Raw genomic sequence first — 23,594 nt, 5'->3', positions numbered from 1 at the left:
TTAGCAAATAAAAGTTGATTATCAGTCTACCAATCGGCGTCTAGTTTGTGCCAATCGTCCCTCCTATTATTCGTTCACTTTCACTCGAACCGTAAGGGAAACATCATGGCTAATACCACCAGCAACGGCTTCAAGCGCGTCTGGTTCATCACCGGCGCGGCGCGCGGCCTCGGCGCCCTGATCGCTCAGGCGGCCATGGCCGACGGCAACGCGGTCGTCGCCACGGGCCGCAATGTCGCAGCGATCGTCGAGCGCTTCGGTCACTCGCCGGCACTCCTTCCCGTGGCGCTGGACGTGACCGACGAAGCCCAGGCGAAAGCCGCGGTCCAGGACGCGGTTGAACGGTTCGGCCGGATCGACGTGCTGGTCAACAACGCGGGTTTCGGTTTGCTTGGCGCCATCGAGGAGTCGAGCGACGCCGACGTGCGCCGCATGTACGACACCAACGTATTCGGCTTGCTGAATATCACGCGCGCCGTTCTGCCGGTCATGCGCGCGCAGCGGGCCGGCCACGTCATCAATATGTCGTCGATCGGCGGCTATCGATCGGTTGCCGGATTCGGCGCTTATTGTTCGACCAAGTTCGCAGTGGAAGGCTTGACCGAGGCCTTGCACGCCGAGCTGAAACCACTCGGCATTCACGCAACGGTCGTGGAGCCTGGATACTTCCGCACGGACTTCCTGGACGCGTCATCGCTTATGGTGGCCGGCAACGTGATCGCGGACTACGACGAAACGTCGGGACAGGTTCGCCGGGTCGCTGTCAGCCTGAACCACAATCAGCCGGGCAACCCGGAGAAACTCGCGGCGGCGATGGTCGATCTGGTCGACGCACAAACGCCTCCGCTACGGCTGCCGCTCGGCACCGACACGCTGAAGGCCATCGCTGAGAAGGATGCCTATGTCTCGCAGGAAACCGAAACCTGGAGGGCGCTGTCGGCATCGACCGACTTTCCCGCTTGACGGCATGTAGATCGGACAGGCGTGTGCCGATATCGGGCAGCCGTGTCATGCAGCCGCCACGCGCTTAGCCCGCTGCCACGATTTCGATGCGCAACGGTTCCCCACCGGCCGCAATCCCGAGCAAATGGTCGACGTTCGGGTGCGCACCCGGACGGTTGCGCGCGTCGGCCGTATGCTCGGCGAACACGGCGAGGCCGTGTTCGGCCGCCTTGACGTCCAGCGTGCCGAAAGCCTGCTGCAGATAGTGGTACACCGCCAGCGAGCCCTGCTTGCCCGGCTTATTTTCGATGCTGGCCACCACGGCGCCCTTGCCGTCGAGCAGATCGATCCGCTCGATGCCGTCAATGGCAGGCAGTTGGGCGAGGTTGTCCTTGAACACGTTGCTCGGTTGAATCACTGAAAATACTCCTTCTAGTCGGAAAAATACGGCGAACCGTATCTTATCCGATAGGGTGTTTTGCATCGTGCCGAACGAAACGTCCACTGCACAGTGCGCCACGGACGTTTCGGTTTTTTCGAACTTTCGCTCCCGTATTAGCAGATTTATCCACTCCGCAATCTGACGCAGACTGAGGCTCATCACCACTGCGGACATCGTCCGCTTCACGAGCCCAAACATGCGAACCTATCCGCGCAACAGTCCCCAAGCCGCAGCACGTATCGTCGCGCTGGCCCTCACCTCCGACGGTCACGTCTGCAGCTCGGAAGAGCGCGTACTCGAAAATCTGGATATAGCAGGCGAACTCGGTCTCGCACCGGAACAATTCGCGCAGATCGTGCAGGCGCTGTGTGAGGATCAGTCGGTCGCGCACACGCCGTTCGCGCCGCCGGTCGGCCAACTCGATACGGCCCTGCTCACCACGTTAGTCAACGAGATCGACGAGCCCGCCCTGCGCCGCAAGGTGATTCGCCTGTGCCTCGCCGTAGCGATCGCGGACGACTATCTGGCGGACGGCGAAATCGCGTTGCTCGCTGCCGTGTTTAATGCGTGGGCACTTAAGCCAAGCCTGGCGGCGAGGCGGCGCATCACGCTGCAGGAGGCGGTGCACGGTCACGCACGCCCGGCATCCACCACCTGAGAAGCGAGCGCATGATGTTGCCCGCGCCGCGAGCGGATTGCGTGAATCTCTTCGACCACGCCTTCCGCTCGACCGAGCCAGCGCAGTCCTCGCAGCAGCGCCACGTCCCCGGCGCCCAGTTCCGCGAGCGGAAACACGCCGAGACCGCGCGCGGCGAACACCGCCATCAGCGCGCTGTCTTCGAATTCCCCGACGATCCGCGGCCGGATGCCTTCGGTTTCGAACCAGCGGTCGAGCCGCGCGCGCAATGCACCGTGCCCGGTAGGCAGCAGCACGGGCAGTTCGGCCAGGCACTGCGGAAAGCCGGCACGGGCGGACTTGCGGACGATCTCCGTGGGGCCGTACCAGTCGACTGGCGAACCGACGAGACGCTGGCTCACGACGCGCAGATCGGCATTGTGCGGCGCGGGCTGGCAGGCCAGAACGAGATCGAGCCGATGGAGCGCGAGCTCCGACAGCAGCTGCGCATGTTCGCCCTCGTGGCAGAGCAGCCTGAGCGACGGTGTATCGAGCACCGGCGCGAGCAGCGCGTGCGCGGCGAGCTTTGAAATACCGTCGGAGAGTCCCACCGCGAGCCGCGCAACCCGTTCGCCGCCCGCCTCGCGCATCTCGTCGAGGAGCGCCTCGCCGAGATGAAAAATCTGCTCCGCACGATTGAATGCCGTTTCGCCCGCTTCGGTCATCGTGACGCCACGCCCGGCCGGTTTCAGCAATTGGCGTCCGATCGATTTTTCCAGCTCGCGCACCTGCGTGCTGATTGTCTGAACGGCCATGTCGAGACGCTCGGCCGCGCGCGCAAAGCCGCCCTCCTTCACGACGATCCAGAAATAGTAGAGATGGCGGTAGTTGAGCATGGCAGAGACACTTCGAAAAAACCGATATATCGCTCAGATTATCACTGATTTGTCCGAACCCTAAAGACGGCGATGATAAGGACATACCGGCGTTGCCCAACATCCTTTTCCTGAGAACCCAATGGACTCTCTCCTCTTACTCGCTGCCGACCCCGCCGTATGGGCTGCGCTTCTCACGCTCGTCGTGATGGAAATCGTGCTCGGCATCGACAACCTGATCTTCATCTCGATCCTCAGCAACAAGCTGCCGGAAGCGCAGCGTGCGCGCGTGCAGCGCATGGGCATCATGCTTGCACTCGTGCTGCGGCTGGCCCTGCTCGGCACCGTCGCGTGGATTGCACAATTGACCACGCCCGCCGTGGCGCTGTTCGGCCACACGTTTTCATGGCGCGATCTGATCCTGCTGGGCGGCGGCCTGTTCCTCGTCTGGAAGGCGACCAGCGAAATTCGCCACCACGTCGTCCATGCAGAAGAGGTACGCGACAAAGCGGGCACGACCGTGCAGTTGACTGCAATGGCTGCAATCGGACAGATCCTGGTGCTCGATATCGTGTTTTCGGTCGACAGCATCATCACGGCGGTCGGGATGACCGACCACCTGCCGATCATGTTCATTGCCGTCATTGCCGCGGTCACGGTGATGCTGTTCGCCGCCAACCCGCTGTCGCGCTTCATTGATCGCAATCCGACCATTGTCATGCTCGCGCTCGGTTTCCTGTTGGTGATCGGCATGACGCTCATCGCGGAAGGTTTTGGTTCACACGTGCCGAAGGCTTACATCTACGCGGCCATGGCGTTCTCCGCGTTTGTCGAGGCACTGAATATGCTCGTGCGCCGGGCGAATTCGAAGCGGGTGGTTAGCGCGGAGCAATGAGCGTAGGTGTCAGGCGCCGCGCATGAAAGGAGCGGTTCGACATGCTTGTACGAAGTCAGCTGAATAGTTTCCCGCGATAGCGCGAGGTGTCATGTCGAACGTTCGATGTTTTTTACCCTTAAGGAGCAGCGAAATGAAATGCCCTGTTTGCAAGACCACTGATTTGCTGATGACCGAGCGACGCTCGATCGAAGTCGACTATTGCCCGATCTGCCGGGGCGTATGGCTCGATCGCGGTGAACTCGACAAGCTGATCGCGCAGGACGCGGGAAGCAATGACGCGCAGGTTGACGCTGCCACGCGCCCGAGCCGGGACAGCCATTCGGATCGGGAGAGGGATCGCCATCGCGACCCTGCGTACGACAATCACCGCACGTATGACAATCACCGAACGGACCATCGGGGATACAAGAAGAAGCGCTCGCTGTTCGACATGTTCGATTTCGATTGAAAGTGTCCGCGAGTAGAGGCACCAGGCAGCGGTTATCCAATCAAGGGCGCGTGCTGTTTTCAGCCGCGCCTTTTCACTTTCCCCTCTGCTACGGCCACGGGCATCCAGCAAAAACGCGCGAGGTGTGAAGGCGGACACCTCATCCAGATCCCACCGCTCGCGCGATCAACAAAACTCCTGCACCGATGATGCCGGCCCCCATGATGCGCGCCACGCGTTCACCACGCGGCGCCAGCCGTTCAACGTTGATAGCCACCGTCACAGCAGCCATCACGCGCAAATCCATGACACCGGCAACGAGCAGGACCATCGTCATGCCTGCACAGCAGTAGCTGCAGTCGAGGCCGAGGCGCAGGCCGTGCCGCCATGCCGTGGCAGCGTCCACGGGCAATGCGGACAACATGAGGCAGCGCCCCGGAGTCGCGCGGCAGCAGGCAAGGCGGCGGGCCTTCCACGCAGTGAACTGCAGCGCCCCGGCGAGCAGCACGATCACACCGACTGCGAGCGGAACGGCGCGCGCCAGCGCCGGCAGTTCCATCTCGAGTAACGCCAGCGCAATGCCTAGCGGAAATACGGCCATGCCCCACGCGGTCCACACGAAGAAGTACCCCGCGCCTGCCAGCAGCGTCAGGCCGCCGACGCGCGTCCCGCCGGTCCTGCTGACGGCCTCGCGATAGCGCCACAGCATGGGAACGAGAGATGGCAGCATCATCGCGACCATCATCACCACCCACATGCCGAGGAACGATGCAGCAACGCCAGCCCACGTCTGTCCGCACATCCGCATCCACATCGACGATATCGTCCACCCGCCGGGCATCGGCATCTCGCCCATCGTCGTCATGGACGCGGCGCCGGCGATCGTCAGCGCCGCGCTGACAGCGAAGAGGAGCCCCGAGACGCCGAGGAAAGCTCGCTGCGAAACGCGTGCTTCGTTCGAGCGTCCCGACATCTTCCCGCCTCCGGTTGCGCTAACGTGTTCCATCACCTGGTTCAGCGTGCCTCGTACTCGTCATGACGCTTCCACCACACGCCCGTCTCGTTGCGCCCCTTGGGCGCGCGATCCAGCCACTGGTACATGCCCCAGATGCCATCCACGCCTCGCGCATAGGTGGAATACGTGTGATAGACAACGCCGTCCTCGAGTACGAACGCGCTTAAGCCCGGCCGGTCGCGCGTGTACGTCGCCGCGTCGGTCCCGCAGGTGGCCGCGAACTGGGCGACGGGTTCCGGGACGACCTGGGTCTCGTCCATCGCGTGGCCGCCGCGCGCGTAGTTGTATTCGATGCGTCCTTCACGCTGCTGCGCCTCGGTGAACGCGATGTTGAAGTCGAAGTTGAAGTCGCTGCCAGCCGAGGACGCCCAGGGGAATGTCCACCCCATCCGGCGCTGATACGTCTGCAGTTTCTCGAACGGCGCCCGCGACACCGCCGACAGCGTGACGTCGTGATTCGCGAGATGAATGACAAGGCCGTCGAACCCATCCGCGATCGACGAGCACGACGGGCATCCCGCCTTGTAGTCGGGCCCGAACATGAAGTGGTACACCAGAAGCTGCGAGCGTCCTTTGAACAGGTCGGCCAGCGAAGCGCTTCCCGCCGCGGTTTCGAATCGGTACGTCTTGTCGATTCGCACCCAGGGCAGCGCCTGCCGTTGTTGCACGAGTTCGTCGCTCTGCCGCGTGAGCGCCTTCTCCGCCTTGAGCAGTTCGAGGCGCGCCGCCAGCCACTGTTCACGCGTGCCGGTCGTATGTGTCGTAGTCATGCTTCCCTCCTTGGGAGTCCTGCGTCGTTCGCTCGGTTGTCGATACGACGTACGGGTTGGTGGTCGTGCTAGATTAGTCACGGGCACCCGGACGATGGGAGTGACAAGTGTGGCGGGATTCGAATAAACCATGGACTCGCTAGTGACGGCCGCGGCGCGTGCGCTCGCGGCTGGCGATCCGCTAGGCGCACTGAATCGGGTCGCCTTGCGTGACGACGCACCTGCGCTCGCGCTGCGAGGCATCGCAATGGCGCAGCTCGGCGATCTCGTCCGGGCAAAAACGCTGGTGCGAAGTGCGGCGCGCGCCTTCGGTCCGAAAGCGCCGGTGGCCCGCGCGAGATGCGTGGTCGCCGAAGCCGAAATCGCGCTCGCCTCACGCGATCTGAACTGGCCCACGAAGGCGCTGGACGCCGCGCGGGCGACGCTCGAAGCCCACGGCGACCGGCTAAACGCCGCGCATGCGCGGTATCTCGAGGTCCGGCGCCTCGTCCTGATCGGACGCCTTGATGAGGCCGAGCGCCTGCTCGTCCAACTCGATCCCACGCCCTTCCCGCCCGCGCTGCGCGCTGCCCACGAACTGGTCGTGGCGGGAATCGCGATGCGCCGTCTCCAGACCAGAACAGCGCATGCCGCCCTGGCGAGCGCTGAGCGCGCTGCGCGTCACGCCGGTATCCCGTCGCTGATGGCGGAAGTCGACAGCGCGCGCCTTCTGCTGGACACGCCCGCGGCTCGTCTGATTGCGCATGGCGAAGAGCGGCTGCTCGTGCTCGAAGAGGTTGAGGCGTTGCTGGCGTCGAAGGCGCTCGTGGTGGACGCGTGCCGTTATGCCGTGCGTGAAGCAAACATCGTGGTCCCGCTCGCGACCCGTCCGGTGTTGTTCGCGCTCGCACGCGCATTGGCCGAAGCCTGGCCCGAAGACGTATCGAGGGACGCACTCATCGCGCGCGCATTCCGGGCGAAACACGCCGATGAATCGCATCGCGCGCGGCTGCGCGTCGAAGTCGGGCGGCTTCGCACGCTGCTCGGGCCGCTAGCTGGTGTGAGCGCGACGAAGCGCGGTTTTGCACTGGTGCCGCACGGCGCGCGCGAAGTCGTCGTGCTCGCGCGGCCAGTCGAAGAACCGCATGCGATGGTGCTCGCCTTCCTCGCCGACGGTGAGTCGTGGTCGAGCTCGGCGCTCGCCATTGCACTGGATGCCAGTCAGCGCACCATGCAGCGGACACTCGAATCTCTGGCGCAAGCCGGCAAAGTGCAGTCGTTCGGCCGCGGACGCGCGCGACGCTGGATGACGCCGCCCACGCCCGGACTCACGACGACTTTGTTACTCCCCGCTTCCCTGGCCGAATGATTAGGATGAGGACATGAACAAATCAACTGCCAAAATCGTCCGTGAATATGGGCCCTTTCCGGGTGTCGAGCAGGTGGGCGGCGTCACGTATGACGGCCGGCTTGTCTGGATTGCCGCCGGCGACAAGCTGAATGCCTTCGATCCGGCGAGCGGCGAAACACAACGTTCGCTCGATGTCGACGCGCGGGCAGGCACGGCCTTCGACGGTCAGCACCTGTTTCAGATCGCCGACGATCGCATCCAGAAGATCGATCCGGATACCGGCCGCGTACTCGCCACGATTCCCGCACCCAGCGATGGCGGTAACTCAGGGCTTGCGTGGGCCGAAGGGACGCTCTGGGTAGGCCAGTATCGGGACCGGAAAATCCATCAGATCGATCCCCAAACCGGCGCGATTCTTCGCACTATCGAGTCCAACCGCTTCGTCACCGGTGTCACCTGGAGCAATGGAGAGCTCTGGCACGGCACCTGGGAAGATGATGCCAGCGAGTTGCGGCGAGTCGATCCTCATACGGGAGAAGTGCTGGAGAGCCTCGAAATGCCGCCCGGCCTGACCGTGTCGGGACTGGAAGCCGACGGCGGCGATCAGTTCTTCTGCGGCGGCGGAAACAGCGGGAAAGTGCGAGCCGTACGCCGACCCGGACGAGACACCGAAGTCCCCGCCGCGTCTGCGAGCACCTGACTCACGCGAGCCACGACGCCTAAACACCCATCCCACCTCTCCGGCGCGACAACGTGCCGAATGTCGCCTGGCGCAACGCCCGGATCGACACAGCGAGCAGCAATGTTGTCGATCCCTAAACACCCACCAGAGCCGGCAGCTCCATCTCGTAGGACACGCGCTCGCGCCAGCTGCTCATCTGCGGCTGCTGAACCACGCGAGCTGGATGCGGCGCGTTTTCGACCCGCATCGATACGCGCCCTGGACAGCGCGCATTTTTCCTCTCGAGAATAGCCCGGCTTAGAAATCCGGCGCTATACGCGTTCAGCAAGTGCGCGTGGTGCGCTTCGATGTACGCAGCAATCTGCGCCTCCTCATCGTCAATCGTGGCGAGCAACGCGAGCGTGTGCGCATCCCAGCGGAAGCGCAGGCCGAGTTCATCGAAAGCGCTGTTATAGGCGCACAGTTGCGCCTCTACTTCCGCATCGTGCGCGCTGTCGCGGGTGTCGAACCGGGACGGATTCATGGTCGTCTCCTTCAGGCAAATTGGCATGACCAAGAATAGGAGCGCGAATAGATAAACAACAGTTAAAGTTTTTTCTAAAAACCATAGCCATTTACTTATATATCCGTTCCTCCGCCGACGAGATCGACAAAGTCAGAATGCCTGAACAGTCGTCCTCAACACCGCCCCTTCCCCTGCCAGCATCACCATAGCCCCGTCATCAGAGCCGGCAAACCCATCCATTAGGTATGCCTAATGCAAACCATAAAATGTTTTAACTTTTACTTATCGCTGTTCGCGCGCAGCATCCTTCAGACGCGCTCCACGCGAAACACCTTCCACCCAGTTGTTGTGAGATCGACGGGCAAGGGTTTTCGTCAGTGCAATTCCTTCTGGCCGACCACTGGCGCTTGATTGCCCACAGACAAACCGGCGATGAAGCGATTCGATCACGTAGGTCCAACGCGCCGCTCGAGCGCGACGGAATATACAGGAGACGAAGGACATGGGACATTCCAACGTATCCGGAACAGGCGCCACGCCGTTCCGGCAAAACCGCTGGGTGCAGCTAGCGATCGGCATCGTATGCATGGGGCTCGTCGCGAATCTGCAATATGCGTGGACGCTGTTCGTCGTTCCGATGGACAACGCCCACCACTGGGGCCAAGCGGCCATTCAGACCGCCTTCACGGTCTTCATCGTCACTGAAACCTGGCTCGTGCCTGTCGAAGGATGGCTCGTCGACAAGTTCGGGCCTCGCCCGGTTGTCATCGGCGGTTCGGTGTGCGCAGCGCTTGGCTGGATCATCGACGCGCATGCGAGCAGTCTCGTCGAGCTATACGCCGCAGCCGTGATCGCCGGTATCGGCGCGGGTTGCGTGTATGGCACCTGCGTCGGCACGGCGCTCAAATGGTTTCCGGATAAGCGCGGTCTCGCAGCCGGTTTGACCGCGGCGGGTTTCGGCGCCGGCGCGGCCGTCACCGTGATTCCCATCGCCAACATGATCCAGCGCTCGGGTTACGAGCACACATTCATGTTCTTCGGCATTTTCCAGGGTGTCTGCATTCTGCTGCTCGCCACCCTGCTGGTACGGCCGAAACCGCCCGCATTCGCGGTCGCGGCCAAACGCGTGGTGGCCAGCAAGATCGACTACACGCCCGGCGAGATGATCCGCTCACCGCTCTTCTGGGTGCTGTATCTGATGTTCGTGTTCGTCGCGGCCGGCGGCATTATCGCCACCGCGCAGCTCGGGCCGATCGCGAAGGAATTCGGCTTTGCCAAGCTGCCCGTGAATCTGCTGGGCATCACGCTGCCGCTGCTCACGATGACGCTGTCGATCGACAATCTGTGCAACGGTTTCACGCGTCCGTTGTGCGGCTTTCTGTCGGACCGCATCGGCCGCGAAAACACGATGTTCATGATCTTTCTCGGTGAAGGCGTCGCGCTGCTGGGGCTCATGCAGTTCGGCCACAACCCGTACGCCTTCATGTTCTTCGCCGCCGCCGTGTTCCTGTGCTGGGGCGAGATCTTCTCGATCTTCCCGGCAACTTGCGCGGACACGTTCGGCAGCAAATACGCCGCGGCCAATGCCGGCACGCTTTATACCGCGAAGGGTACGGCCTCGATGCTGGTGCCGATCGCGTCCGTGCTGTCGGCCAACGGCGGGTGGAGCACCGTGTTCATCTCGGCGGCGGTGGTGTCGATCGCGGCAGCCGTATCCGCGAAATTCATCCTCGCCCCAATGAGAAAACGCTGGATCGAAAACTCGGGCGCGCCGGCCGGCGTAGTTATCGCTGAAGCGCGCCTGCAGCCGTCGTCCGGCGCCTCGTCTGAATGAACAACAACGTGAGCTCGCCACTCACGGCAAATCCATAACGTCCCGCGACCAAGGAGCAACATCATGGCAGAAGCCGACCGTCAAACAGTAGAAGAGACTTCGACACAACAAGCGGCCGAGACGACCGACGGGTTTCATCTCGTCATCGACGCGCTGAAACTGAACGACATCAGCACCATCTTTGGTCTTGTCGGCATCCCGATCACCGACCTCGCGCGGCTCGCACAAGCGGAAGGGATGCGTTTCATCGGTTTTCGTCACGAGCAGCACGCGGGCAATGCAGCGGCCATTAGCGGCTTCATGACGCAGAAGCCGGGCATCTGCCTGACGGTGTCGGCGCCGGGCTTTCTGAACGGCCTGACCGCGCTCGCCAACGCGACCACCAATTGCTTCCCGATGATCCTGATCAGCGGTTCGAGCGAGCGTGAAATCGTCGATCTGCAGCAGGGCGATTACGAAGAAATGGATCAGTTGAATGCGGCCAAACCGTATGCAAAAGCCGCGTATCGCGTGCTGCATGCGGAAGACATCGGCATCGGCGTGGCGCGTGCAATCCGTGCCGCGGTGTCGGGACGTCCTGGCGGTGTGTATCTGGACTTGCCGGCCAAGCTGCTCGCGCAAACGTTGGACGCCGTGAAGGCGCAACAGTCGCTCGTCAAAGTGGTCGATGCCGCGCCGCGTCAGTTGCCGGCGCCGGAATCGGTCAAGCGTGCAATCGATGTATTGAAGAGCGCCAGGCGTCCGCTGATTCTGCTCGGTAAGGGCGCGGCATACGCGCAAGCCGATGCGGAGATCCGCGCGTTCGTCGAGCAAAGCGGCATTCCGTATCTGCCGATGTCGATGGCCAAGGGCCTATTGCCCGATACGCACGAGCAATCGGCGTCGGCGGCACGCTCGTTTGTGCTGCAGGAAGCCGACGTTGTCGTGCTGATCGGCGCGCGCCTGAACTGGCTGCTCTCGCATGGCAAGGGCAAAACGTGGGGCGCGGAGCCGAAGAAGTTCGTCCAGGTCGATATTTCACCGACCGAGATCGACAGCAACGTCGCGATTGCCGCGCCGGTGATCGGCGATATCGGCTCGTGCGTGGCGGCATTACGTGCCGGCCTCGATGCGGGATTCGCGAAGCCGAGCGCTGAATGGACCGGCGCGATCGCCGAGCGCAAGAGCAAGAACCTCGCCAAGATGGCGGCCACGCTCGACAAGAACCCGTCGCCGATGAATTTCCACAGTGCGTTGCGGGCAATTCGCGACGTGCTGAAGACGCGCCCGGACATCAACATCGTCAACGAAGGCGCGAACACGCTCGACTACGCGCGCAGCATCATCGATATGTACGAGCCGCGCAAACGCTTCGATTCGGGCACGTGGGGAATCATGGGCATCGGCATGGGCTTCGCGATCGGTGCGGCCGTGACGAGCGGCAAGCCGGTTGTCGCGATTGAAGGTGACAGCGCGTTCGGCTTCAGCGGCATGGAACTCGAAACCATCTGCCGTTACGACTTACCGGTATGCACGATCGTCTTCAACAACAACGGCGTGTATCGCGGCACCGACGTGAATCCGACGGGTGGCAAGGACGTGGCGCCGACCGTGTTCGTGAAGGGCGCGCGCTACGACAAGATGATCGAGGCATTCGGCGGTGTCGGCTATAACGCGACCACCCCGGAAGAACTGACGAAGGCGCTGCTTGAAGCGATCGCGTCCGGCAAGCCGACCTTGATCAATGCCGTCATCGACGAAGCGGCGGGCACCGAAAGCGGCCGCCTGACCAATCTGAATCCGCAAAGCGCGGCAATGAAAAAGTGATCCAGCGTAACCACGGAGATAGCAAAGTGACCAAACCTCTCGAAGGCATCAAGATCATCGACTTCACCCACGTTCAAGCCGGCCCCGCGTGCACGCAGTTGCTCGCCTGGTTCGGCGCCGACGTGATCAAGGTTGAAAGACCGGGTTCTGGCGACGTGACGCGCAACCAGTTGCGCGACATTCCCGACGCCGACGCGCTTTACTTCACGATGCTCAACAGCAACAAGAAGTCGCTGACGTTGGACACGAAAAAGCCCGAAGGCAAGGAAGTCCTCGAAAGACTGATTCGCGAATCCGACGTGCTGGTCGAAAATTTTGGTCCGGGCGCGCTGGACCGGATGGGTTTTTCATGGGAACGCCTGAACGAACTCAATCCGAAGATGATCGTCGCTTCGGTGAAGGGCTTCAGCGACGGCCATCACTATGATGACTTGAAGGTCTACGAAAACGTCGCACAGTGCGCAGGCGGCGCGGCATCCACCACCGGCTTCTGGGACGGGCCGCCGACCATCAGCGCCGCGGCGCTCGGCGACAGCAACACCGGCATGCATCTGGCGATCGGCATTCTGACCGCCCTGCTGGGCCGCGACAAAACCGGCAAAGGCCAGAAGGTCGCCGTGTCGATGCAGGACAGCGTGCTGAACCTGTGCCGCGTGAAGCTGCGCGACCAGCAGCGGCTGGAACGCGTGGGCTATCTCGAGGAATATCCGCAATATCCGCACGGCGAATTCAGCGACGTGGTGCCACGCGGCGGCAACGCGGGCGGCGGCGGTCAGCCGGGTTGGGTGCTCAAATGCAAGGGCTGGGAAACGGATCCGAACGCATACATCTACTTCACGATCCAGGGCCATGCGTGGGAACCGATCTGCAAGGCGCTCGGCAAACCCGAGTGGATCGATGATGCAGCCTACAAGACCGCCGAAGCACGTCAACCGCATATCTTCGAGATCTTCGGCACCATCGAAGCATGGCTCGCCGACAAGACCAAATTCGAAGCGGTTGACATTTTGCGCAAGTTCGACATTCCCTGCGCGCCGGTGCTGACAATGAAGGAGCTGGCCAACGATCCGTCATTGCGCGCGAGCGGCACGATCGTCGAAGTGCCGCACAAGAAACGCGGCTCGTATCTGACGGTCGGCAGTCCGATCAAGTTCTCGGACATGAAGCCGGAAGTGACCGCGTCGCCGCTGCTCGGTGAACACACGGAGGAAGTGCTGGCGAGCCTCGGCTACAGCCGGCAGGACATCTTCAACCTGCGCGAAATCAAAGCGGTTTAATCGAGCTACGCCACAGGCCCATTTTCAGATTCGGGTCTGCGGATACGGCGTCCCTCTGCGGACGCCGTATCCAATTCAAGGATCTACGCTTTTACGTTTCGGGGAACGCCATGCAAAGCGCTATCGATTTCGAGCAACTCGTCAACGCGATCGGCGACGCGATCATCATTTCCGATGCGAGCGGCAGCATCACACTGTGGAACCCGGCCGCCGAGCGCATGTTCGGCTTTACGCAAAGCGAGGCGCTGGGAAAGTCGCTGGATCTGATCATCCCGGAACGTTTGCGCGGCCGCCATTGGGACGGCTATCACAAGACCATGGCAACGGGCGAAACCCGTTATGGCAATGACGTGCTGCGTGTCCCCGCCGTGCATAAGGACGGACGGTCACTATCGATTGCCTTCACAGTCGCGTTGCTGCATTCGCCGCAGCACGAGCTCACCGGCATCGTCGCCGTCATCCGCGACGAAACCAGCCGCTTCCAGGAGGATCGCCTGCTACGCAAGCGACTTGCGGAACTGGAAGCGTCCGCAGGCGCGTAAGCGTCATGCGTAGCGCGCCAGAAACATATCGGCGGCAGATTCCGCGACTTGCCGTTGTTCATCCGCGCTGAGGGACGGCTGGCCCATCGTCACCTGCGGCCAGAACGCGAATGCTTTCACCAGGCCCTGCAACTGCAGTGAGGCGAATATCGGATCAGACGTCTTGAGACGGCCATCGGCAGCGGCTGCGCGAATCCACACCGTCAGGTCTTCTTCACGCTCGCCCATGCGCGCCACCATGTCGCGCGCGCGCTCCGGCGAATGAATGCCCGCAGCAATCGCCACGCGCGCGAGGGACAGAAACGCCTCGTCATTCAACAGGCTCAGCTTTTTTGACAGAAGCTGGAGCAACTGCACTCGCAACGGAATCGCGGCGGAATAGACCGGCGCCTCGCCCGTGTCGCTCGACTCCCACAACTGACGCAGGATCGCAGCGAACAGCGCTTCCTTGCTGGGAAAATGGTTGTAGACCGTCCGCTTCGAGACGCTCGCGCGCGCCGCGATACGGTCCATGCTGGTTGCGTCGAAACCGGCCGCGAGAAATTCTTCGATTGCCGCCTCAATCACGGCGGCGCGCTTGCGGTCGGTCAGGCGGAGGGGGGTGTCACGGGTGTTCATCGCTAAATTTTACACCGGGCAGTTTACTTTTCTCGAAAATAAACTACACTGACCAGTCTACTTTCTGTTTCGAGGCTGCTCGCATGACATCGTTCACCGGTTCTATTCGCCGCGCCTTGGGCCTGACGGCCGCGCGACGCGGGCGTGAATTGTTCGATACATCGGCCCAGCACGACGGCGAGCGCTTTCGTAACGTCAAACCGCGCCCTGTCGAAGGAATCGGCAAAACCTTGAGCATCGTGTGGAATGTGTTGCTCAACAAGCCGGACGGCACGGTGCCGGCGGGCGCCCTGCCTGTGGACGCGCTATCGCGCGAACAACTCCAGGCCGCGCCGGACCGGAGCCTGTATCGCCTCGGGCATTCGACCATGCTGCTCAAGCTGCGGGGTCAGTTCTGGTTGACCGACCCGGTCTTCGCCGAACGTGCATCGCCGTTCCGGCACTTTGGCCCGAAGCGTTTTCATGCACCGCCCATTGCGCTCGAAGACTTGCCGCCGTTGCGCGGCGTGATTCTGTCGCACGACCACTACGACCATCTGGACCGCGAAACCGTGCTGGCGCTCGCGGCGAAGACAGGTGTATTTCTGACGCCGCTGGGTGTCGGCGACCGCCTGATCGAGTGGGGTATCGAGGCGTCGAAGGTCCGTCAGTTCGACTGGTGGCAGAGCGTCGAGATCGACGGCCTGGCGTTCACGGCGACCCCGGCGCAGCACTTCTCCGGCCGCAGTCTGTTCGACGGCAACAGCACCTTGTGGGCCTCATGGGTGATCGTCGATGACGCGCTGCGCGTGTTCTTCAGCGGCGACACGGGCTACTTCGACGGATTCAAGGCCATTGGCGAGCGCTTGGGTCCCTTCGACGTGACGCTGCTCGAAACCGGCGCCTACGATGCCCAATGGCCGTACGTCCACATGCAACCCGACGAGACCGTCCAGGCCCACGTCGATCTGCGCGGCCGCTGGCTGGTGCCCGTTCACAACGGCACGTTCGATCTGGCGATGCATCGCTGGCAGGAACCGTACGAGCGTGTGGTCGGACTCACCGCCGTGCGCGGCATTTCGCTTGCGACGCCTCGCATGGGCGAGCGACTGGATCTGGGCGCGCCGCACCGCGGCGAGAAGTGGTGGCGCGAGGTCGCCGAGACAGCGCAAGAACCGGTGACGCAACGACGCTGGTTCTCGTGCCGCCCTACCCGGCAAGCCAATTCGTGAGGTCAACGCCCGCGCGCAGTGTGTTCTCAGCCGGCGTGGGCAACGGGCTCCGCGTTCGTGCGCACCGTTTCCAGCCGCTGCCGCAAAGTCCTGGCCGCGAGGACCATGTTGGTCAACGCGGCTTCCGCCTCCGGCCAACTGCGCGTCTTTAGCCCGCAATCGGGGTTGACCCACAGACGGTCGGCGGGGATGACCTCGCAGGCACGCTCCAACAATCGCTGCATCGCTTCGACACCCGGCACCCGCGGTGAATGGGTGTCGTACACGCCAGGCCCGATTCCGTTCGGATAGGCAAACGCGCCGAACCCATCAAGCAATTCCATGGACGATCGCGACGTCTCGATGGTGATAACGTCCGCGTCCAGCGCCGCGATCGCAGGAAGAATGTCGTTGAACTCCGAATAGCACATGTGCGTGTGAATCTGCGTGGCATCGGAAACGCCGCCTGCCGAAATTCTGAAGGTCCGCGTCGCCCATTCCAGATAAGACGACCAGTCAGCCTTGCGCAGTGGCAGACCTTCACGAAACGCAGGCTCGTCGATCTGGATGATGCGGATACCCGCCTTTTCCAGGTCGATCACTTCTTCTCGAATGACGAGCGCCAATTGCAGGGCAGTGATCGATCGAGGTTGATCGTCACGCACAAACGACCACTCGAGCATCGTTACCGGTCCCGTCAGCACGCCTTTCACCAACCGGTCCGTCAAGGACTGCGCGTGACAGGCCGCGTCCACCATCATGGGCTCGGGCCGGTAAATATCGCCGTAGAGGATCGGCGGCTTGACGCACTGCGCGCCATAGTTCTGTACCCAGCCGCACTCCGTGAACGCATACCCCCACAGTCTTTCGGCAAAGAATTCGACCATGTCGTTGCGCTCGACCTCACCGTGCACGAGCACGTCGAGTCCGAGTTCCTCCTGCTTTCTCAACACGGAGGCCGTTTCCGCGCGCATGCGTTCGAGGTAGTCGAGTGCGCGCAATTCGCCGCGCTTGTAAGCCGCGCGTGCCTTGCGGATCGCCGGCGTTTGCGGAAACGAACCGATGGTCGTGGTAGGCAGAAGCGGCAGTTTCAACGAATGCCGCTGCACACGGGCCCGATCGGCAAACTGGCTCTTGCGGCTCGCCATCTCGTCGGTAATGGTTGCGACTTTTCTCTGCACAAGCACATTCATCACCGCACTTGAACTGCGCCGCGCATCGAGCGCCTTGTCCGCAGCAGCCAGCTGAGGTTCTGCCGCCGCCGGATCATGCAGTGCAAGCGCAATGGCGCCGAGTTCATCGAGCTTCTCAGTCGCGAACGCTAGCCAGGACTTCAGCTCGGCATCCAGTCTCGTTTCCGGGGCCAGCGTGACCGGGACGTGCAGCAGCGAGCATGACGGCGCAATCCAGAGTTTGTCGCCGCGTTCTGCATGAAGCTGCTGCAACGATTCGACGATTTCGCCGAGGTCGGCACGCCAGATATTGCGTCCGTCGATGACACCGGCCGACAGCACGCTGTCAGCCGGCAATGCGCTATGCCACGCGTCAAGTTGCTCCGGCGCCCTGACCAGATCGATATGCACACCGTGAACCGGCAGCTCGGCAACACGCGGCGCATGATCGGCTGCCGTGCCGAAATACGTCGCCAGCAGTACCTTGACGCCCGACACGCCGAGCACCTCGTACGCGGCAGAAAATGCTTCGAGCCATTCGCCGTCGAGGTCGAGACAGAGCGCCGGTTCCTCGAGTTGCACCCACTCAATCCCGCGCTGCTTCAACTCGTCGAGGATACGCATGTAACGGATCACGAGTTTGGGCAGCAACGACAGCTTGTCAAAACCGGTCACTTGACGCTTGGACAGCCACAGATACGTGATCGGACCGATCAGGACGGGCTTGACCGTCAGATTCAATGCGAGCGCCTCGTCGATCTCTTCGAAGAACCAGTTCACTCCGCCATTGAATGTCGTCTGCGGTCCAAGTTCCGGGACCAGATAGTGGTAGTTGGTGTCGAACCACTTCGTCATTTCCATCGCCGGCTGCGCCGTGTTGCCGCGCGCCAGTTCATAGTACTGAGCCAGTGAGAGCGACGTGGGCTCGAATGCGAACCGCTCGGGCAGCGCACCGAGCAGCGCAGTCAAGCTCAGCATCTGATCGTAGTAGGCGAAATCGCCCACCGTGACGAAGTCGAGGCCAGCCGCACGCTGCTGTTCCCAGTGACGCTCGCGTAACGCCTGCGCGACGCCGCGCAGACCTGCATCGTCGGACTCGCCGCGCCAGAATGATTCCTGGGCAAACTTGAGTTCACGATGGGCGCCGATGCGCGGAAAACCATGTATGTGAGTACGAGCCATAGCGGATCCTTGACTATCCTGATCAGATGCCCGCGCGCAACGTTCTGGCTGCCGCAACCATGTTCTTCAATGCGGGGATGACTTCTTCCCACGCACGCGTCTTCAGGCCGCAGTCGGGGTTCACCCACAACCGCTCAGCCGGAATCCGCTCGGCCGCCTTGCGCATCAGATTCACGATGTGCTCCTGGCTCGGGATATTCGGCGAGTGGATGTCGTAGACGCCCGGCCCGATTTCGTTCGGATAATTGAAATTGTCGAAGGCGTCCAGCAATTCCATGTCCGAACGCGAGGTCTCGATCGTGATGACGTCGGCGTCCATATCAGCGATTGAAGCGATGATGTCGTTGAACTCGGAATAGCACATGTGCGTGTGGATCTGCGTCTCGTCCTGCACGCCGTTCGCCGTGATGCGGAAGGATTCCACCGCCCATTGCAAATAGTCGTTCCATTGCGACTTGCGCAGCGGCAAGCCTTCACGCAGCGCCGCTTCGTCAATCTGGATCACCCGTACACCGGCTTTCTCCAGATCCAGCACTTCCTGGCGGATCGCCAGCGCCAACTGATAGCAGGAAACCGAACGCGGCTGGTCGTCACGCACGAACGACCAGTTCAGGATCGTGACCGGGCCGGTCAACATGCCCTTCATCGGCTTGGCGGTCTGCGATTGCGCGTACCTGATCCACTCGACCGTCATCGCCTTCGGACGGCTGATGTCGCCGAACAGGATGGGCGGCTTCACGCAACGGGAGCCATAAGACTGCACCCAGCCGAACTGGCTGAACGTGTAACCGTCGAGCTGCTCGCCGAAGTATTCGACCATGTCGTTACGCTCGGCTTCGCCATGCACGAGCACGTCGAGACCTAACGCTTCCTGCTCCTGCACGCTGCGCGCAATTTCACGCTGCATCACCGTCTTGTAGCTGGCTTCGTCCAGTTCACCGCTCTTGAACTGGCTGCGCGCCTGGCGAATTTCGGCGGTTTGCGGGAATGATCCAATGGTGGTGGTCGGGTAAGCCGGCAGGTTCAACAGGGCCGACTGCCGCGCGGCACGTTGCGAATAGGCGCTGGCGCGACGTCCCAACGTGGCGTCGATCTTCGCGATCGCGGCCTTGACCGCCGGGTTGTGCACGCGCGGCGACGTCCGGCGGCTTTGGATGGCGGCCTGATTGTCGGCCAACGCGGCTTGCACGGATTCGCGCCCGTCGTTCAGCGCCTTTGCGATGATCTTCAGTTCATCGAGTTTTTGCAGGGCAAACGCGAGCCACGAGCGGATCTCGTGATCGAGCTTCTGTTCGCTGTTCAGGTCGACCGGAACATGCAGCAATGAACAGGACGGCGCGATCCACAGCCGAGCCTGCAACGTCCGATGAATCGGCGTCAGCCATTCCAGCACCGCGCTCAGATCGGTCTTCCAGATGTTGCGGCCATTGATCACGCCAAGCGACAGAATCTTGTCTGCGGGCAATTGCGCGACGACCTGCTCGACTTCGTTACGGCCGTTGATCGCGTCGACATGCAAACCTTGAACCGGCAATCCGCAGGCGAGCGCGAGGTTATCGCGCAGCTCGCCGAAATAGGTCGCCAGCAGCAGCTTCACGCCAGTGGCCTTCAATGCGTCGTATGCCGTGACGAAGGCGTGTTGCCATACCGGGTCAAGCTCGGTGACCAGCGCCGGCTCATCGATCTGCACCCATTCCACTCCTTGCGCCGCCAGTTGCGCGAGCAGTGCCGCGTAAACAGGCAGCAGGCGCGGCAGCAGCGCGAGCTTGTCCGAATCGTCCTTCGCCTTGCCGAGCCATAGATATGTCACCGGTCCGATGATGACCGGCTTGGCTTTGACGCCAAGCGCGCGAGCCTCGGCGAGTTGCTCGAGGAGGCGTGACGCGTCGAGCGAAAATTCGGTCGACGCGCTGAATTCCGGCACGATGTAGTGATAGTTCGTATCGAACCATTTGGTCATCTCGCCGGCTTGCACGCCGCAACTGCAGGCGGAATCATGCGCGGAACGGCCGCGTGCAACGCGAAAGTAATTGTCGAGCGCGTCGCCGTCAAAGCCCCGGACCCGTTCCGGAATATTGCCCAGCATGAAGCTCGTGTCGAGCACCTGGTCATAGAACGAGAAGTCGCCAACCGGAACCTGATCGAGGCCGGACTGGTTCTCCCAGTGACGCTGACGCAATTGCGCGCCCAGGCCTGTCAGTTCGTCACGCGACGACTGCCCCTTCCAATAATGCTCCTGGGCGAACTTCAGCTCACGCTTTGCGCCGATGCGAGGGAAACCCAGATTGTGTGTCGTAACCATGATGATGAGCTGCTCCAGAAATGAACGGCTCGATCATAGGGTGGATGGCTCATGAAATATAATGGCATTATTTCATTGATCAATTAGTTTTCTTCATGGACTCGCCATGCTCGAACGAACCCATCTGACGATCATTCGGGAAGTGGACCGGCAAGGGTCCCTGACCGCGGCCGCCAACGTGCTGTGCCTGACGCAATCGGCGCTGAGTCATACCGTCAAGAAGATGGAACAACAGTTGGGCACCGCCGTGTGGGATCGGGAAGGCCGCAATCTGCGTCTGACCCAGGCGGGTCAATATCTGCTGGCGCTTGCCAACCGGGTGCTGCCGCAAATGGAGCATGCGGAAGAACGGATGAAGCAGTATGCGCAAGGGCAACGCGGCACGCTGCGTATCGGCATGGAGTGCCACCCCTGCTATCAGTGGCTGCTCAAGGTGGTCTCGCCCTACCTTGCGCGGTGGCCGGACGTGGATGTCGACGTCAAACAGAAATTCCAGTTTGGCGGCATTGGTGCGCTGTTTGGTTACGACATCGACATTCTGGTCACGCCGGACCCGTTGAGAAAACCCGGTTTGCGCTTCGAGCCGGTGTTCGACTACGAGCAGGTGCTGGTGGTCGGCCTCGCGCATCGACTGGCGCAGTTGCCCTTTATTCCCCCGGAGGAACTTGCGGACGAAGTCCTCATTACGTATCCGGTGGAAATCGATCGGCTGGATATCTATAACCAGTTTCTGATGCCGGCGAATGTCATGCCGAAGCGCCATAAGGTCATTGAAACAACCGACATCATGTTGCAAATGGTGGCCAGTGGGCGGGGCGTCGCCGCGCTGCCTCGCTGGTTGGTGGAAGAGTACGCCGGCAAGGTCGCCATCAGTCCCGTCAGATTGGGCAAGCGAGGCATCGCCAAGCAGATTTTTCTCGGCGTGCGTGAAACCGACACGGCGATCGATTATTTGAAAGCGTTCGTGGAACTCGCACGCCAATCAGACTGGAACACGACTCAAAGCCCAACCAGGCAATGAGCGTGTCCAAAGATTTCGATGTATTGACTGGCGCGATAGGGTTACGGCGTATGGCCGATGGCGGGTTGGGTTCACTTCGTCACGCGGTGCCCCAGCCGATTCATTCCAGCGAATCCATTCCCGATTGCTGATAGTTCTGAATCCCCACCTTGTCGATCAACGCCAGGTTGGTCTCGAGCCAGTCGATATGTTCCTCGGTATCCTCAAGGATATGGGTAAGGATCGCGCGTGAGACGAAATCGCTCACCGTCTCGCAGTAGGCAATGGCTTCCTTGCACGTTGCCTGCGACATCCGCTCGAGCTTGAGATCGCACTCGAGGATTTCCTGCGTTTCCTCGCCGATAAGCAGTTTGTGCAAGTCTTGCAAATTCGGTAAACCGTCCAACACGAAAATGCGCTCGATCAGCAGATCGGCGTGCTTCATCTCGCCGATCGATTCGTCATACTCGTGCTTGCCGAGACTTTTCAGGCCCCAGTGACCATACATTCGCGCGTGCAGAAAATACTGGTTGATCGCGGTCAGTTCATTCTTCAATTGCGCGTTCAGGTATTCGAGAACCTTGGCATCTCCTTGCATATCGCCTCCCCTATTCGCCACGTCACGCCTCGAATGAGGCACAGACGTCTCTCAGGCACTCCACTTCGCATGAGGCTGTTTGGTGCGCAGCATCACGCGGCTCATGTGTATGAGGCCCGTTAGGGCAGCATAGTGCATGGTCCGGTCGACGCTACGAATGAGAATTGGTATCGTTTCAAACCTAACCAAACCGAATGCGCAGATGAACAGCGCCGAACGAAAGAGGCGAACAATGCCCAGGCACAACCCAGCGCTTCATCGCAATGAAAAACGCCCCATGACACCGGGTCGCCGGCGGCTTCTCATCGCCGGCGTGATCCTGCTGATCGCCGCGCTAGGGTGGGGGCTGTGGGTCATACTCGAGCCCGCCTTCCGGCACACCATCGTCATCACAACCGGCGCAGACAACGGGATCTATCGCGGCTTTGCAGATCGCTATGCGCCTATCCTGAAGCGTGACGGCATCAAGCTTGATATCCGCAGTTCGTCGGGTTCGAGTGAAAACTATCAACGGTTGAAGGATCCGGACAGTCCATACGAAGTAGGCTTTATCCAGTCCGGCACCACCAGCCCCAAAGAAACCGACCACCTGCAAACAATCGCCGCCGTCTCCTACGAACCGATCTGGGTGTTCTACCGTGGCGAGCCGACCATCAACCGGCTGGTACAACTCCGCGGCAAGCGGGTTTCAATCGGTGTTCCCGGCAGCGGCCTGCTGAATGTTTCCCAGGTATTGCTCGGGTACAGCGGCATTACACGGGACAACACGACGCTGCTCGAAATGGACGCGGCCAAATCCTATCAAGCGCTTGAAAGCGGTCAGCTGGATGCGGCTTTCTTTATCGGCAGACCCGATGCACCCATGCAGTCAACGCTGCTGAACAGCGATCTCAAACTGATGAGTTTTGCGCAGGCCGATGCATTGGTGCAGAAATTCCCGTCGCTATCCAAGGTAATTTTTCCGCGGGCCGCGACCAGCATCGTCAACGATCTGCCGCAATCCGACGTCACGCTGCTCGCCGCCACCGCTTTGCTCGTTTCCAAAGACACGCTGCACCCCGCGCTCGCTTATCTGTTGCTGGACGCGGCCAAAACCGTGCACGGCGGCGAAGATTACTTCACGCCGCGTGGCGTGTTTCCCAATCTGAACACCGAGGAATTTCCTATTTCCGAAGAGAGTGAGCGTTACTTCAAAACGGGGCGCCCCTTCCTGCAGCGCTACCTGCCATTCTGGCTGGCCAGCTTTGTCGAAAGACGTCTGCTGATTCTGCTTCCCTTCATGGCTTTGCTGCTGGGTCTGTTACAGGCACTGCCGCGCATGGCTGCGGCCCGGATAAAAAAACGCCTGGTTGTCTGGTATCGCGAGATCAAAGCGCTTGAAGATGAAATATGGAAAAACAACCATCCAACGCCGGACCAGATTGCGCAATGGCGGGATGAGATCGAGCACATTGACGCCTATGCCAATCAGATCCGGATGCCCCAGCGTTACTTCCAGGACGTGTATGCGCTCAAGCAGGCAATCGGCGTAGTTCGGGACCGGATTGCCCGCTTAGCGCGGAATCAATAGC

The 23,594-nt window shown here is 61.4% G+C and carries 22 protein-coding genes; 13 read left to right on the top strand and 9 right to left on the bottom strand.

Going from position 1 to position 23,594, the window contains the following annotated elements; translation table 11 throughout:
• The first annotated feature begins 105 nt into the window (after nucleotides 1–105).
• A complete protein-coding gene (locus PQQ95_RS10805; RefSeq protein WP_408437368.1) occupies nucleotides 106–963 on the top strand; it encodes an oxidoreductase in 858 nt (285 codons plus the stop codon).
• Between the two features lie 64 nt (nucleotides 964–1,027).
• Here PQQ95_RS10805 and PQQ95_RS10800 read toward each other — a convergent pair whose 3' ends face one another.
• Nucleotides 1,028–1,360, bottom strand: coding sequence for a DUF2322 family protein (locus tag PQQ95_RS10800; RefSeq protein WP_408437367.1), 333 nt, complete (start codon nucleotides 1,358–1,360; stop codon nucleotides 1,028–1,030).
• 220 nt (nucleotides 1,361–1,580) lie between these two features.
• Here PQQ95_RS10800 and PQQ95_RS10795 point away from each other — a divergent pair, with 220 nt between their 5' ends.
• Nucleotides 1,581–2,042 carry a TerB family tellurite resistance protein gene (locus PQQ95_RS10795; RefSeq protein WP_408437366.1) on the top strand — a complete coding sequence of 154 codons (462 nt, stop codon included), beginning with the start codon at nucleotides 1,581–1,583 and terminating at the stop codon, nucleotides 2,040–2,042.
• Here PQQ95_RS10795 and PQQ95_RS10790 read toward each other — a convergent pair.
• The gene (locus PQQ95_RS10790; RefSeq protein ID WP_408437365.1) at nucleotides 2,015–2,896 is read right to left on the bottom strand and encodes a LysR family transcriptional regulator; all 882 of its coding nucleotides are present in this window, start codon (nucleotides 2,894–2,896) and stop codon (nucleotides 2,015–2,017) included. The genes PQQ95_RS10795 and PQQ95_RS10790 overlap by 28 nt on opposite strands.
• 121 nt (nucleotides 2,897–3,017) lie before the next feature.
• On the opposite strand from PQQ95_RS10790, the gene PQQ95_RS10785 reads away from it, so the two are divergent.
• Together PQQ95_RS10785 and PQQ95_RS10780 are read left to right on the top strand one after the other, a co-directional pair.
• Nucleotides 3,018–3,770: a TerC family protein gene (locus PQQ95_RS10785; protein WP_408437364.1), complete on the top strand. Its 753-nt coding sequence runs from the start codon at nucleotides 3,018–3,020 to the stop codon at nucleotides 3,768–3,770.
• A 133-nt stretch (nucleotides 3,771–3,903) separates the two neighbouring features.
• The gene (locus tag PQQ95_RS10780; protein ID WP_408437363.1) at nucleotides 3,904–4,221 is read left to right on the top strand and encodes a TFIIB-type zinc ribbon-containing protein; all 318 of its coding nucleotides are present in this window, start codon (nucleotides 3,904–3,906) and stop codon (nucleotides 4,219–4,221) included.
• A 139-nt stretch (nucleotides 4,222–4,360) separates the two neighbouring features.
• Here the strand turns inward: PQQ95_RS10780 and PQQ95_RS10775 are convergent, their stop codons facing one another.
• Nucleotides 4,361–5,173 carry a DUF2182 domain-containing protein gene (locus PQQ95_RS10775; protein ID WP_408437362.1) on the bottom strand — a complete coding sequence of 271 codons (813 nt, stop codon included), beginning with the start codon at nucleotides 5,171–5,173 and terminating at the stop codon, nucleotides 4,361–4,363.
• A gap of 41 nt (nucleotides 5,174–5,214) precedes the next feature.
• Nucleotides 5,215–5,985 carry a DUF899 domain-containing protein gene (locus PQQ95_RS10770; protein ID WP_408437361.1) on the bottom strand — a complete coding sequence of 257 codons (771 nt, stop codon included), beginning with the start codon at nucleotides 5,983–5,985 and terminating at the stop codon, nucleotides 5,215–5,217.
• Nucleotides 5,986–6,115: 130 nt separating this feature from the next.
• On the opposite strand from PQQ95_RS10770, the gene PQQ95_RS10765 reads away from it, so the two are divergent.
• Both PQQ95_RS10765 and PQQ95_RS10760 read left to right on the top strand, forming a co-directional pair.
• Nucleotides 6,116–7,333 carry a winged helix-turn-helix domain-containing protein gene (locus tag PQQ95_RS10765; protein WP_408437360.1) on the top strand — a complete coding sequence of 406 codons (1,218 nt, stop codon included), beginning with the start codon at nucleotides 6,116–6,118 and terminating at the stop codon, nucleotides 7,331–7,333.
• A gap of 13 nt (nucleotides 7,334–7,346) precedes the next feature.
• The gene (locus PQQ95_RS10760) at nucleotides 7,347–8,015 is read left to right on the top strand and encodes a Vgb family protein (RefSeq protein WP_408437359.1); all 669 of its coding nucleotides are present in this window, start codon (nucleotides 7,347–7,349) and stop codon (nucleotides 8,013–8,015) included.
• Between the two features lie 115 nt (nucleotides 8,016–8,130).
• Here PQQ95_RS10760 and PQQ95_RS10755 read toward each other — a convergent pair whose 3' ends face one another.
• Nucleotides 8,131–8,520, bottom strand: a complete 390-nt coding sequence (locus PQQ95_RS10755; RefSeq protein WP_408437358.1) for a hypothetical protein — start codon at nucleotides 8,518–8,520, stop codon at nucleotides 8,131–8,133.
• Between the two features lie 484 nt (nucleotides 8,521–9,004).
• Between PQQ95_RS10755 and oxlT the strand changes: the two genes are divergently transcribed.
• The 4 genes from oxlT (at nucleotide 9,005) to PQQ95_RS10735 (ending at nucleotide 13,961) form a co-directional block, all read left to right on the top strand.
• Nucleotides 9,005–10,336, top strand: a complete 1,332-nt coding sequence (gene oxlT / locus PQQ95_RS10750) for an oxalate/formate MFS antiporter (RefSeq protein WP_408437357.1) — start codon at nucleotides 9,005–9,007, stop codon at nucleotides 10,334–10,336.
• A 63-nt stretch (nucleotides 10,337–10,399) separates the two neighbouring features.
• Nucleotides 10,400–12,142: an oxalyl-CoA decarboxylase gene (oxc, locus tag PQQ95_RS10745; RefSeq protein ID WP_408437356.1), complete on the top strand. Its 1,743-nt coding sequence runs from the start codon at nucleotides 10,400–10,402 to the stop codon at nucleotides 12,140–12,142.
• 26 nt (nucleotides 12,143–12,168) lie between these two features.
• Entirely contained in the window at nucleotides 12,169–13,419 is a 1,251-nt protein-coding gene (gene frc / locus PQQ95_RS10740) for a formyl-CoA transferase (protein WP_408437355.1), read from the top strand.
• Nucleotides 13,420–13,529: 110 nt separating this feature from the next.
• The gene (locus PQQ95_RS10735; RefSeq protein WP_408437354.1) at nucleotides 13,530–13,961 is read left to right on the top strand and encodes a PAS domain-containing protein; all 432 of its coding nucleotides are present in this window, start codon (nucleotides 13,530–13,532) and stop codon (nucleotides 13,959–13,961) included.
• A 3-nt stretch (nucleotides 13,962–13,964) separates the two neighbouring features.
• Here the strand turns inward: PQQ95_RS10735 and PQQ95_RS10730 are convergent, their stop codons facing one another.
• The gene (locus PQQ95_RS10730; protein WP_408437353.1) at nucleotides 13,965–14,579 is read right to left on the bottom strand and encodes a TetR/AcrR family transcriptional regulator; all 615 of its coding nucleotides are present in this window, start codon (nucleotides 14,577–14,579) and stop codon (nucleotides 13,965–13,967) included.
• 83 nt (nucleotides 14,580–14,662) lie between these two features.
• On the opposite strand from PQQ95_RS10730, the gene PQQ95_RS10725 reads away from it, so the two are divergent.
• Nucleotides 14,663–15,790, top strand: coding sequence for an MBL fold metallo-hydrolase (locus PQQ95_RS10725; RefSeq protein ID WP_408437352.1), 1,128 nt, complete (start codon nucleotides 14,663–14,665; stop codon nucleotides 15,788–15,790).
• Nucleotides 15,791–15,816: 26 nt separating this feature from the next.
• Here PQQ95_RS10725 and metE (PQQ95_RS10720) read toward each other — a convergent pair whose 3' ends face one another.
• Nucleotides 15,817–18,123, bottom strand: coding sequence for a 5-methyltetrahydropteroyltriglutamate--homocysteine S-methyltransferase (gene metE, locus PQQ95_RS10720; protein WP_408437351.1), 2,307 nt, complete (start codon nucleotides 18,121–18,123; stop codon nucleotides 15,817–15,819).
• Nucleotides 18,124–18,145: 22 nt separating this feature from the next.
• Nucleotides 18,146–20,425: a 5-methyltetrahydropteroyltriglutamate--homocysteine S-methyltransferase gene (metE, locus tag PQQ95_RS10715; RefSeq protein ID WP_408437350.1), complete on the bottom strand. Its 2,280-nt coding sequence runs from the start codon at nucleotides 20,423–20,425 to the stop codon at nucleotides 18,146–18,148.
• Nucleotides 20,426–20,531: 106 nt separating this feature from the next.
• Here metE (PQQ95_RS10715) and PQQ95_RS10710 point away from each other — a divergent pair, with 106 nt between their 5' ends.
• On the top strand, nucleotides 20,532–21,446 hold the full coding sequence (locus tag PQQ95_RS10710; protein ID WP_408437349.1) for a LysR family transcriptional regulator: 915 nt from the start codon (nucleotides 20,532–20,534) through the stop codon (nucleotides 21,444–21,446).
• A gap of 100 nt (nucleotides 21,447–21,546) precedes the next feature.
• On the opposite strand, the gene bfr is transcribed toward PQQ95_RS10710, so the two are convergent.
• Nucleotides 21,547–22,023, bottom strand: a complete 477-nt coding sequence (bfr, locus tag PQQ95_RS10705; protein WP_408437348.1) for a bacterioferritin — start codon at nucleotides 22,021–22,023, stop codon at nucleotides 21,547–21,549.
• Nucleotides 22,024–22,300: 277 nt separating this feature from the next.
• On the opposite strand from bfr, the gene PQQ95_RS10700 reads away from it, so the two are divergent.
• Nucleotides 22,301–23,593, top strand: a complete 1,293-nt coding sequence (locus PQQ95_RS10700) for a TAXI family TRAP transporter solute-binding subunit (protein WP_408437468.1) — start codon at nucleotides 22,301–22,303, stop codon at nucleotides 23,591–23,593.
• Nucleotide 23,594: the final 1 nt, after the last annotated feature.

It is taken from the genome of Paraburkholderia caffeinilytica (assembly GCF_046030355.1).
GTDB classification, from domain to species: domain Bacteria; phylum Pseudomonadota; class Gammaproteobacteria; order Burkholderiales; family Burkholderiaceae; genus Paraburkholderia; species Paraburkholderia caffeinilytica_B.
The sequence above is the reverse complement of the archived record's forward strand: the minus strand, read 5'-3'. Positions and strand labels throughout refer to the sequence as shown.